Below are 12,370 nucleotides of genomic sequence, written 5' to 3' on the forward strand. Positions count from 1 at the left end.
CGTGTCCGGTTCGCACTGAGCGGCGGATGCCCGCCCAAGCTTGGATGACGCTCGTGGTCGGCTGGGACGTCTTTGCGATGCTGCTGCGGGACGGCCCACCACCCCGCCGCCCGAACAGCGGGTCTACCGGCACGTGACCGCGGTCAGGCCGCGGCCGCCGGCAGCTCAGCCAAGGTAGCGGCGAAAACTCCCGTGGGCCCGCCCGATACGTCGCAGTACTCGCCGTCCCGCCAGAAGAACACCGAGCGTGACAGTGGGCTAGGCGTGTCACGAGTGAACATATCTGCCAGCTCGGCGAGCTCGGCTGCTGCCGCGAGCGCCACGTCGGCGTTGCGAGGCCGGTGAAAAATGAACTCGTAGGCATTGGGAACGACGAACAATACGCCGTACAGACATTCGCCGAGGTGCGCGGAGATCAGCGTGGTCATATCGGCGACCTTCGACGCGAGGTAGATCGAATCACCGCTGAGGACCTCGATGTCGACGCTGTTTCTGCTGAGAACTCGGCCGTCCTCGAATTTCAGCGCTGCGGTGTTCCTTCGGCCGGCGGCCCAGGCGGCGTCCAGGTCTCGGCCGACAAGATGCCGATCTGCCAGTGTCACAGCGCGATTCGGAGAAGACAGGTTCAGCACCCGTCGCGGTGCGCCCGGCACGTCGAGTAGCGGGACGGAATACTCGTACTCGCACTCACCCATGGCCGCCAGGGCGGACGGAGCGATGACGCGCTCGCGCAGCCTCGAGTAGAACTCGTCGTCCGACAATCCGGTGAAGAACGTGGGATCCGCCTCGCGCATCATCTCGATCATCAGGTCGACATAGCCGGCAATGATGCCGTCCCACGCCGATCGACTCACCCCGGAGCATCGGGCGAACACGTTGTTCAGTGACATGCGAACGCCCGAGCCCACCGCCAACGTCGTCGCATCCTCGCGGTGAACCACCACCCCACGCTTGCGAAATGCTTCGATCGTCTTCATTCGCACGATGGCGAATGTGGTCGCGTGAACTGCGCCGTAATCAGGCAGAGAATGAAATTTCATGAAGTCGTCCCCCCGGTCGGTGTGTGCTCTCGAGGTGTTCGACGCGGCGGCTGCCACAATGGTTCCCATGTCGACTCACGCCTCCGCAACCGGTCTCTGCAACTTCGTCGACGTCTCTCCGTCACCGTTTCACGTGTGCCGGACAGTCTCCGTCCAACTCGACGACGCAGGATTCGTACGGCTCGACGAGACCGATACCTGGCCTACGGAAGCAGGCCGCTACTACCTGATCCGCGGCGGATCACTGGTCGCCTGGAGCACCGAGAGCAGTAGTTCGGGTCGTTCCGCAGGCTCCACTCCTGATGGCCCGTTCCGTATCGTCGGCGGACACACCGACAGCCCCAACCTCCGCGTGAAGCAACATCCCGATCTGCAATCCGCGGGCTGGCAGATGGTGGGCCTCGAGCCGTACGGCGGTGCGTGGCTCAACTCCTGGCTCGATCGCGATCTGGGCATTTCCGGCCGGCTGAGTGTGCGCGACGGAAACGCGGTGCGCGAGGTTCTGGTGAAGGTCGACGAGCCCATTCTGCGAGTCCCGCAGCTTGCGATCCACCTCTCCGAGGATCGCAAGGGTGTCACCCTCGATCCGCAGCGACACGTCAATGCCATTTGGGGCGTGGGCAATTCGCCACAATCGTTCATCGCATACGTCGCCGAGCGAGAAGGCGTCGACCCGCATTCGGTACTGGGTTGGGAGTTGATGACGCACGATCTGGCTCCCAGTGCCGTCGTGGGTGTCGAGTCCGAACTGGTCAGCGCGCCACGTCTGGACAATCAGGGCACCTGCTACGCCGGGACTCAGGCTTTGCTTGCCGCAGTGGACAATCCGACCGCTGTCACGCCGGTGCTGGCCCTGTTCGACCACGAGGAAGTCGGCAGTATGTCCGACCGCGGCGCGTTCTCGGATCTGCTGAACACCGTGCTCGAGCGCATCGTGCTCGGACGCGGCGGCGGCCGTGAGGAATTCCTGCGCACGATGGCCGGATCCATCTGTGCCTCAGGCGATATGGCGCACGCGACGCATCCCAACTACCCGGACCGGCACGAGCCCGCGCATCGCATCGAACTCGGTGGGGGACCGGTGCTCAAGGTCAACCAGAACCTGCGTTATGCAACGGATTCCGCGGGTGCCGGTGCCTTCGCGCTCGCCTGCGATCAGGCCGGAGTTCCTCTGCAGCGCTACGTACATCGAGCCGATCTGCCCTGCGGCTCGACCATCGGACCCATCACTGCGTCGCGCACCGGCCTGTCCACGGTGGACGTCGGCGCAGCGCAGCTGGCCATGCACTCGTCGCGAGAGTTGATGGGAGCCAGTGACGTGAAGTCCTACGCCGACGCGTTGGCGGCATTCCTGGCCCCAGTCTGAGACCGTTCGGCGGTCGCAAATGCGCGCGCATTCGTCAGGTGCTCGCGGATTGGTGACCTGTGCTGGGGCGATTTCGCGCGCGTGTGGCAAACGCGCGCGCATTTGCGGGGGTGCGGGGCGGAGGGTGTGGACAGAGGCTGAATACCGCGGCGCAACACCGTTCCCCGTTTCCCGTTTCCCGTTTCTCGTTCGGCGGTCGCAAATGCGCGCGCATTCGTCAGGTGCTCGCGGATTCGTGACCTGTGCTGGGGCGATTTCGCGTGCGTGTGGCAAACGCGCGCGCATTTGCGGGGGTCGGGTGTGGGGGGTAAGCGGCGGAGGCGAGTCAGAGACCCGGTGAACCCGAACCGGCAACCCAGTGAATACGAATCAGCAACCCAGTGAACCGGCAACCCGCGTCTCGGCTAGATCGGGCTCAGTTGCAGGCATGCATCGGCTGCGAGCCAGAACAACTGTTCGCGCACTGTCGTGGCCTTGGTCCAGCCGCGGTGGTCCCAGTCGGCGGCGAGGGAATCACCCGCGTACAGCAGTTGCGCGAATCGCACGCCGCGGAATCGTGCGACGGCGCAGAAGGCCGAGGCTTCCATGTCGACGGTTCGGCAGCCTTCTTCGACGCGGCGGGAAACGCGCGCACGGGTCTCGCGGTAGAGCGCATCGGTGGTCCAGGAGCGGCCGGTGACGAAGTCGACTCCGGCGTCGGTCAGCACAGATTGCAGTACGGCCACTCCGTCCGGGTCGGCGTCGACGATCCGGCCCGGCGGTAGGTAGTGGAACGAGGTGCCCTCGTCACGCAGGGCGCTGTCGACCACCATCACGTGTCCCATGCCCAGGTCGTCGGACAGTGCGCCCGCGCCGCCGACGGCCACGAACTGGGTGCAGCCCATCGCGATGGCCTCTTCGAGGAACAACGCGGCCAGTGGAGCTCCGACGCCGGGGTGGAAGACAGCAAGTTTCTCCCCGTTCCGTTCGATCTCGTAGACGGGGTGTTCGCCGTGCTCGGAGCGCATGACCGAGACGACTCGGGCGTCGCCTTTCGCACAGATGCTCTCGATCACCTCGGAGAAGAAACAGACGACGGCCTTGGGTGGTACGTCGACTCCCTTGGCCACCATCGACGGGTCGATGACGCCCGTTTCGTCCAGATCGTTCTCGGTCAGCGCGATGTCCATCAGGTGATGTTCGCACGACCGAAGCGCAGCCTTGCACGACCGATGCCGTACATGTCGCACGGTCCCGATAGACTCTCCCTGGCATTTCGCTCCATTGAAGGGACCTATTCCTCGTGTCCGCTAGCTCTGTACCCACAGACACTGTCTCCAACGCCGTCGCCACCCCCGACGTAGCGCAGCCGTACAAGGAACTCGGACTCAAGGACGACGAATACGTCCGCATCAAGGAAATCCTCGGCCGTCGGCCCACCGACGCCGAGTTGGCGATGTATTCCGTCATGTGGAGCGAGCACTGCTCGTACAAGTCCTCGAAGGTGCACCTGAAGTACTTCGGTGAGACCACCACCGACGATATGCGCAAGCCCATGCTCGCCGGTATCGGTGAGAACGCGGGCGTCGTCGACGTCGGCGACGGCTGGGCCGTCACGTTCAAGGTCGAGAGCCACAATCACCCGTCGTACGTCGAGCCCTATCAGGGTGCGGCGACGGGCGTCGGCGGCATCGTCCGCGACATCATGGCCATGGGCGCGCGCCCGATCGCCGTCATGGACCAGCTGCGATTCGGTGCTGCCGATGCACCCGATACGCGCCGCGTCCTGAGCGGCATCGTCGCAGGCGTCGGTGGCTACGGAAACTCCCTCGGCCTCCCCAACATCGGCGGCGAGACGGTGTTCGACGCCTCCTACGCCGGTAACCCGCTGCTGAACGCTCTGTGTGCCGGTGTCATGCGCGTCGAGGACATGCATCTCGCGTTCGCGTCGGGCCTGGGCAACAAGATCATTCTGTTCGGCGCACGCACCGGTCTCGACGGCATCGGCGGCGTGTCCGTGCTCGCGTCGGAGACCTTCGACGGAGACGAGACCGGCGGGGGCCGCAAGAAGCTTCCGGCAGTCCAGGTCGGCGATCCGTTCACCGAGAAGGTGCTCATCGAAGCCTGCCTCGAGCTGTACTCCAACAAGCTCGTCGTCGGCATCCAGGACCTCGGTGGTGCCGGGTTGTCCTGTGCTACATCGGAACTCGCGTCAGCGGGCAGTGGCGGTATGCACATCGAGCTGGAGAAGGTGCCGATGCGCGCCACCGGCATGACGCCCGCCGAGGTGCTCTCGAGCGAATCCCAGGAGCGCATGTGCGCCGTGGTGACTCCCGACAACGTCGACGCATTCATGGCCGTCTGCAAGAAGTGGGACGTCCTGGCCACCGTCATCGGTGAGGTCACCGACGGTGAGCATCTTCAGATCACCTGGCACGGCGAGACGGTCGTCGACGTTCCGCCGAAGACCGTCGCGCACGAGGGACCGGTGTACAACCGTCCCGTGCAGCGACCCGCTACCCAGGACGATCTGGTCGCGAACACCACGGCGTCGCTGCAGCGTCCGGAAACCGGGGACGAGCTGAAGGCGACGTTGCTGAAGATGATCGGCTCGCCGCAGTTGTGCAGCCGACGTTTCATCACCGAGCAGTACGACCGCTACGTGCGCGGCAACACCGTCCTCGCCGAGCACGCCGACGCAGGCGTCATCCGCATCGACGAGAAGACCGGTCGCGGAATCGCTTTGGCCACCGACGCGTCGGGTCGCTACACCGCACTCGATCCGTATCGGGGTGCGCAGTTGGCGTTGGCCGAGGCGTTCCGCAACGTCGCCGTCACCGGTGCGACCCCGAAGGCCGTCACCAACTGCCTGAACTTCGGCTCACCCGAGGACCCGGGCGTCATGTGGCAGTTCCAGCAGGCCGTGCGCGGATTGGCGGACGGCTGCGTCACCCTCGGCATTCCCGTGACCGGCGGCAACGTCAGCTTCTACAACCAGACCGGTGCCGAGCCGATCCTCCCGACACCCGTCGTCGGTGTACTCGGCGTCATCGACGACGTGCATCGCCGCATCCCCACCGGCCTCGGACTCGAGCCCGGCGAGACGCTGATCCTGCTCGGCGAGACCTATGACGAGTTCGACGGGTCCATTTGGGCTCAGGTCGAGCACGATCACCTCGGCGGCGTGCCACCCAAGGTCGATCTCGCCCGCGAGCAACTGCTGGCAGACATTCTGCTCTCGTCCTCGCGCGACGGATTGGTCTCTGCGGCACACGATCTGTCCGAGGGCGGCCTCGCTCAGGCCGTCGTCGAAGCCGCTCTGGCCGGTGAAACCGGTTGCCGCATCATCCTTCCCGAGGGTGCCGATCCGTTCGTGACACTGTTCTCCGAGTCCTCGGGCCGCGTACTGGTCGCGGTACCGCGCACGGAAGAAACTCGCTTCACCGGCATGTGCACCGCCCGCGGTCTGCCGTGGGCGCGCATCGGCGTCGTCGACGAGGGTTCGGATTCGATCGAGGTGCAAGGGCAGTTCTCCGTCCCGATGACGGAGCTGCGCGAGACGTTCGAGAGCACTCTTCCCAGACTCTTCGGCTGACCGAGGTGGGGGGACGCACATCGGAGCAGGGCCACGACGAGGTCGACGCGACACTCGAGCAGGACCAGCATCATCGGTACCACCTGCCCTCGGTCGAGTTCGCCGTCCCCTCACCCGCCAAGCATCCGTTCGTCATGTGGGCCTGGGGCCTGCTGCGCCTGGACTTCACCGGAATTGCGTTCAGCGCGTTGTTCTTCTGCTGGTCGTTGACTCCGTCTCTGCTCCCTCGTGGATGGCTGTTCCAGGGCATCATCGGCGGTATCAACGCGGCCATCGGTTACGCATTCGGCGTCGCGGTGGGGTGGGCCGTCACTCGGTGGTGGCTCTCGTCCCGATCGTGGTGGCCGTTGCCGCGCAAGGTCGAGCTGGCCGTCAAGGCTGCCGTTCCTGTCCTCGCGATCGCGGCGTCGATGATCATGCTGGCGATCTCGGCGGAATGGCAGCGTGAGCTGGCCGCTCTGATGGACGCGGAGGGAACCACCACGACGGGGTATTTCCGCACCGGCGCGCTCAGCATCGCCATTGCGGCCCTGTTGATCTCGGTGTGGCGGGTGTTGCGTGACTTCGTTCGTCTGCTCGCCCGTCAGATCAACCGCGTCGTGAAGATGCCGCGCGAAGTGGCCAATGCGCTCGGGGTCGTCGTCCTCGTCGTGTTGTCCGTCGCCCTGGTCCAGGGTGTCCTGCTGCGCGCGGTCTCCGAGGTCACCAATTCCGTGTTCAGTCTGCAGAACGACGAAACCCGGGACGGCGCAGAACAACCCGTCGCCGACGAACGCTCCGGCAGCCCGAACTCGTTGGCACCGTGGGACACCCTCGGCTTCGAGGGTCGCAACTTCGTCTCCAGCGGACTACGGGCCGACGAGATGGAGCGGGCAACGGGCCGCCCCAGCGTCGAACCGATCCGGGCATACGCAGGCCTGGAAACGGCAGAGACCCAGGACGAGCGACTGAACATCGTGGTCGCGGAGCTCGAACGCACCGGGGCATTCCAGCGCGCGGCTCTCGTCGTCGTCCCGACCACCGGAACCGGATGGGTCAATCCCACCGCCATCGAAGCCGAAGAGCTCATGTTCGACGGCGATGTCGCCACCGTCGCATCCCAGTACTCGTACCTGCCGAGTTGGATCTCCTTCATCGCGGAGGGAGACAAGGCCGCGCAGGCAGGCAGAGCTCTGATCGACAAGGTGCACGACCGCTGGCTGCAGGAACCGGAGGCCACGCGCCCGAAGTTCTACGTCTACGGCGAGAGCCTCGGTACCCAGGCGGGTGAAGGAGCGTTCGACGGTCTGGCCGACATCCGGGCCACCACCGACGGCGTCCTGTGGGTGGGACCGCCGAACAACAACCGCATCTGGAGTCAGTTCGTCAGCCGACGCGACCCGGGAAGCCCGGAGGTGCGGCCGGTCTACTCCGAGGGACTGACGGTCCGATTCGCCGACAACTCGTCGGGTATCCCGCCAGAGGATCAGCCCTGGTACGAGCCGCGGATCCTTTACGTCCAGCACGCGTCGGATCCGGTGGTCTGGTGGTCACCCGACCTGCTGTTCGAGCGTCCCGACTGGCTGTCCGAGCCACCGGGGCCGGACCGGCTGCCGAGCATGCGATGGTTCCCGGTCGTGACCTTCTGGCAGGTGGCCGCCGATCTGACCAACGCCGCGGGCGTTCCCGACGGACACGGCCACAACTACGGAACCCTCGTGCTCGACGGCTGGGTGGCCGTCGCCGCGCCCGAGGGGTGGACCGACCGCGACACCGAACGAGTCCGCGGAGTCATGGAGCAGTTCGCCGGCCGAGACGGTCCCGAGAAGTGAGAACCGCAGTGACGGCAGGAGTGGAGCCTGCGGAACGACCCTTTCTGGCCGGAGTGGAGCCTGCGGAACGACCCATTCTGACCGGAATCGCGACGACGGCGTGGAGCACTTACCTCCTTCCCGCGCTCGGTCTCGATGCCCGTGGACGGGCAGTGGCCAACGCGTCGTTCGCCGTCGGTGTGGCTGCACTGTCTCGAACGAGCGCAGCAGAGCTGGGCCTGCGCAATTTCGCTGCCGGCCTGAAGTGGGGCGCTGCGGCGTCGGCGGTGCCGGTGCTCGGATCTGCCGTCGTCGCCGCGATTCCCGCGTTGCGACGCCGCGTCCGGCCGTCCGAGGACGAACTGGCCGAGTGGGTCCTGTTTCGCATCCCGGTGGGAACGGTACTGACCGAGGAACTGCTCTTCCGCGGTGTGCTCGACGCCGCGTCGCCCGCTCTGTCGCCGATCTTCTTCGGGCTCTGGCACATTCACCCGGCCCGCGCGGCGGGTGACACCGTGGTCGGAACTGTGGTGGCAACGGCAGCGGCCGGTGTGGTGTTCTCGTGGCTTCGAGCCCGCAGCGGCAGTGTGCTCGCCCCGGCGCTGCTGCACTACTTTCTCAACGCCAGCGGCGCTGTGCTGGCGCATCTCGCAGCGGACGACAGGAGTTAGACGCAGTGCCACCGCACAAGGAAGTCGGCCCCGCCGAGGTACGCGAGGCCGTTCTGGCCGTCGAGCAATGGATCAAGGGTGAGGCGGACAAGCCTGCGCGGGCGCAGATTGCCGCCGCGGTACGCACCACTGCCAGAACTCTCGGCCAGAATGCGCCGGGATCCTCGGTGGAGGTGCGGGTACCGCCGTTCGTCGCGGTGCAGTGCATCGTGGGGCCGCGTCACACCCGGGGGACACCGCCGAACGTGGTCGAAACCGACGCGCTGACGTGGCTGCAGGTGGTCACCGGAATCCGGGATTTCGCCGAGGCCCTCGCCGACGGTTCGATCGATGCATCGGGCAGTAGAGCGGCGGAAGTTGGCCGCTGGCTGCCACTGTTGTCCATCAGGTGATTCGCTCCAATTCCGGCACTGGTTCACCTACTGGGAATCTCCCGTCCACACGATGCGTTGACTCCGGTCGTGTGCCCGTAGACTCAGGCACGGCCCCCCGCCCCGTCCCCCAAGGGAGCAATGCCCGTGACCAACGCCGATTTGTCGGTCGACAGTCCGAATCTTCTGCTAGGCAAACCCCTCGACGAACCGGAGAACGAGCCGCGCGAGGAGTGCGGTGTGTTCGGAGTTTGGGCACCGGGCGAGGATGTGGCCAAGCTCTCGTACTACGGCCTCTATGCGCTGCAGCACCGTGGCCAGGAGGCTGCCGGCATCGCAGTGTCCGACGGTTCCCAGGTGCTGGTGTTCAAGGATCTCGGTCTCGTCAGCCAGGTGTTCGACGAGCAGACGCTCGGTGCGATGCCCGGGCATGTCGCCATCGGGCACTGCCGTTACTCCACCAGTGGTTCGGTCACGTGGGAGAACGCGCAGCCCATCTTCCGTACCACCACCGCCGGGACCGGTATTGCACTCGGCCACAACGGGAATCTGGTGAACTTCGCCGAGCTCGCCACCAAGGCGCGCGACGCAGGGCTGATCAGCGACCGACTGCAGGGCAACGGCACGTCGGATTCCGACGTGGTGACCGCGCTGCTGGCGCACAAGGCAGCCGACTGCACCATCGAGCAGGCGGCGATGGAACTGCTGCCTCTGCTCAAGGGTGCCTTCTGTCTGACGTTCATGGACGAGCACACTCTCTACGCCGCGCGTGACCCGCACGGCGTTCGACCGTTGTGCCTCGGCCGCCTCGATCGCGGCTGGGTGGTTGCCAGCGAGACTGCGGCACTCGACATCGTCGGTGCCGCGTTCGTCCGCGACATCGAGCCCGGTGAACTGCTCGCGATCGACGCCGACGGTGTTCGGTCCTCACGCTTCGCGGCTCCCGAGCCCAAGGGGTGCGTGTTCGAGTACGTGTATCTCGCTCGTCCCGACAGCGTCATCGGTGGTCGTTCGGTGCACTCGACGCGCGTCGAGATCGGACGTCGTCTCGCGAAGGAACATCCGGCCGAGGGGGACCTGGTCATCCCGGTGCCCGAGAGCGGAACTCCCGCTGCGGTCGGTTTCGCGCAGGGCTCCGGCATCCCCTACGGCCAGGGCTTGATGAAGAACGCCTATGTGGGCCGCACGTTCATTCAGCCGTCGCAGACCATTCGTCAACTCGGCATCCGGCTCAAGCTGAATCCTCTCAAAGAGGTCATACGGGGCAAAAGGCTGGTGGTGGTGGACGATTCGATCGTTCGCGGCAATACCCAGCGCGCCCTGATCAGGATGCTGCGCGAGGCCGGTGCGCTGGAGATTCACGTGCGAATCGCGTCGCCGCCGGTGCGCTGGCCCTGCTTCTACGGCATCGACTTCGCTTCTCCCGCAGAGCTGATCGCCAACGGTGTCGATTCCGAGGACGGAATTCTCGAGGGTGTTCGGCAGGCGATCGGTGCCGATTCGTTGGGGTACATCTCCATCGACGGCATGATCGCGGCCTCCGAGCAGCCTGAATCCCGGTTGTGTGCAGCATGTTTCACAGGCAAGTATCCGATCGATCTGCCGGCCGACAACGCACTCGGCAAGCACGTTCTCGAGGGTCTGCTGGCCTCGGCCGCCGGGCAGCCGGTGGACAACGACGCGAACGTGAGTGCTCTGAGTCGTCCCTGAGCAGGGCGTTCCTGCGAGGGAACAGCAGGGTTTTCTCAATGCCACATATTGGAAACAGTCCGTCGGTACTGTCCTTTCAGTTACATAGGACACACCGATTGGATAGAGGCTTTCAGATGACCCTGTCGCCCGACGACGGACGCATGCAGCGCTACAGCGCGGCATCGAAGACCGCTGCACCCGGTACAGCGGGACGCAAACACGGCAAGAAATTTGCTGCAGTGGCAGCACTGTCGGTACTCGCATTGACTGCGGCAGCCTGCGGCTCGGGCCGCACCGACGAAGCCGGTGGCTCCGGTGAGGGCAGTGGCGACACCATCACCGTCGGCACCACCGACCAGGTGACGTCACTCGACCCGGCGGGCTCGTACGACAACGGCTCGTTCATGGTCATGAACCAGACGTATCCCTTCCTGATGAATTTCGCGCCCGGTAGCTCCGAGCTCGAGCCCGATGTCGCCGAGAGCTGCGATTTCGCCGAGCCGACCGTCTACACGTGCACGCTGAAGGACGATCTGACGTTCGCGAACGGCAACCCGCTGACGAGCGAGAGCGTGAAGTTCTCCTTCGATCGCATCGTCGCCATCAACGATCCCAACGGACCCGCGTCGTTGCTGACGAACCTCGACAGCATCGCGACTCCGGACGAGAAGACCGTCGAGTTCACGCTCAAGGCCGCGAACGATCAGACGTTCCCGCAGATTCTGGCGACACCGGCGGGCCCGATCGTCGACCAGACCGTGTTCCCGGCAGATTCGATTCTCGACGACGACGCCATCGTGGCGGGCACCCCGTTCGCCGGCCCGTACTCCATCGCGAGCTACGCCAAGAACTCCCTCGTCAGCTTCACCGCGAACGGCGACTACAAGGGCATCCTCGGAACCCCGAAGACCTCGTCGATCAACGCGAAGTACTACACCAGCTCCGACAACCTCAAGCTCGACGTGCAGAACAAGGCCATCGACGTCGCATGGCGATCGCTGACCCCGACGGATGTCGAATCGCTCGGCAGCGTCGACGGTCTGACGGTGCACGAGGGACCCGGCGGTGAATCGCGCTACATGGTCTTCAACATGAACACGATGCCCGGTGACACCCCTGATCAGAAGCTGGCCGTGCGCAAGGCAATTGCGGCCTCGGTGGATCGCCAGGCGCTGTCCGACGGCGTCTACAAGGGCACCTACACCCCGCTGTACTCCGTCGTACCCACAGGCCTGGCCGGTGCGAACACCGCGTACGGCGACGTCTACGGCACCACCCCGAACCGCGACGAAGCAGCCGGATTCCTTTCTGCCGCAGGCGTTGCCACCCCGGTGCAGCTCAACTTGCAGTACAACCCGGACCACTACGGTTCGAGCTCGAGCGAGGAATACGCCGCGATCAAGAGCCAGCTCGACGCGACGGGCCTGTTCAACGTGAACCTGCAGTCCACCGAGTGGAGCACGTACACCAAGGAACGCGTCGCCGACGCCTACCCGGTGTACCAACTGGGCTGGTTCCCGGACTACCCCGATGCGGACAACTACCTGACGCCGTTCTTCGGGCCGGACAACTTCCTGCAGTCGCACTTCGAGAGCCCGGCCATCACGTCACTGCTCGATCTCGAGCGCACGACCGCCGACGAGAATGCGCGGATGCAGATCATCGGTCAGATTCAGACCGAGCTCGCGACGAACTACCTGCCGACGCTTCCGTTGTTGGAGGGCAAGCAGATCGCCGTCGCCACCGACGAGATCAGCGGCGTGGACGAGACTCTCGACGCCTCGTTCAAGTTCCGATTCGTCACTCTCGCCAAGGGCTGACCGGCGTGCCCACTACCGACAGCACGACGGTAGAGGGCGAGAAGCA

Annotated in this window: 9 protein-coding genes; 7 read left to right on the top strand and 2 right to left on the bottom strand. The window is 65.3% G+C overall.

From position 1 onward, the window contains the following. Positions 1 to 143: 143 nt before the first annotated feature. On the bottom strand, positions 144 to 1,040 hold the full coding sequence (locus CH256_RS03610; protein WP_068049926.1) for a hypothetical protein: 897 nt from the start codon (positions 1,038 to 1,040) through the stop codon (positions 144 to 146). 58 nt (positions 1,041 to 1,098) lie between these two features. Here CH256_RS03610 and CH256_RS03615 point away from each other — a divergent pair, with 58 nt between their 5' ends. Continuing rightward, a complete protein-coding gene (locus CH256_RS03615) occupies positions 1,099 to 2,406 on the top strand; it encodes a M18 family aminopeptidase (RefSeq protein ID WP_094668888.1) in 1,308 nt (435 codons plus the stop codon). A 404-nt stretch (positions 2,407 to 2,810) separates the two neighbouring features. Here CH256_RS03615 and CH256_RS03620 read toward each other — a convergent pair whose 3' ends face one another. Then, positions 2,811 to 3,575, bottom strand: coding sequence for a nucleoside phosphorylase (locus CH256_RS03620; protein ID WP_256989349.1), 765 nt, complete (start codon positions 3,573 to 3,575; stop codon positions 2,811 to 2,813). 113 nt (positions 3,576 to 3,688) lie between these two features. Between CH256_RS03620 and purL the strand changes: the two genes are divergently transcribed. From purL to CH256_RS03650, 6 genes are all read left to right on the top strand, one after another. Continuing rightward, positions 3,689 to 5,980: a phosphoribosylformylglycinamidine synthase subunit PurL gene (gene purL / locus CH256_RS03625; RefSeq protein WP_094668889.1), complete on the top strand. Its 2,292-nt coding sequence runs from the start codon at positions 3,689 to 3,691 to the stop codon at positions 5,978 to 5,980. Between the two features lie 83 nt (positions 5,981 to 6,063). Further along, positions 6,064 to 7,791, top strand: coding sequence for an alpha/beta hydrolase (locus CH256_RS03630; RefSeq protein ID WP_256989351.1), 1,728 nt, complete (start codon positions 6,064 to 6,066; stop codon positions 7,789 to 7,791). Then, on the top strand, positions 7,788 to 8,441 hold the full coding sequence (locus tag CH256_RS03635) for a CPBP family intramembrane glutamic endopeptidase (protein ID WP_373454771.1): 654 nt from the start codon (positions 7,788 to 7,790) through the stop codon (positions 8,439 to 8,441). The genes CH256_RS03630 and CH256_RS03635 overlap by 4 nt, the downstream gene beginning before the upstream one ends. Positions 8,442 to 8,446: 5 nt before the next feature. Further along, a complete protein-coding gene (locus CH256_RS03640; protein WP_094668891.1) occupies positions 8,447 to 8,833 on the top strand; it encodes a sterol carrier family protein in 387 nt (128 codons plus the stop codon). A gap of 126 nt (positions 8,834 to 8,959) precedes the next feature. Beyond that, positions 8,960 to 10,522: an amidophosphoribosyltransferase gene (purF, locus tag CH256_RS03645; RefSeq protein ID WP_068283319.1), complete on the top strand. Its 1,563-nt coding sequence runs from the start codon at positions 8,960 to 8,962 to the stop codon at positions 10,520 to 10,522. Positions 10,523 to 10,638: 116 nt separating this feature from the next. Beyond that, the gene (locus CH256_RS03650) at positions 10,639 to 12,324 is read left to right on the top strand and encodes an ABC transporter substrate-binding protein (RefSeq protein ID WP_094639293.1); all 1,686 of its coding nucleotides are present in this window, start codon (positions 10,639 to 10,641) and stop codon (positions 12,322 to 12,324) included. The last annotated feature ends 46 nt before the right edge of the window (positions 12,325 to 12,370 follow it).

The organism is Rhodococcus sp. 05-2254-6 (assembly GCF_002258565.1).
GTDB lineage: Bacteria > Actinomycetota > Actinomycetes > Mycobacteriales > Mycobacteriaceae > Rhodococcoides.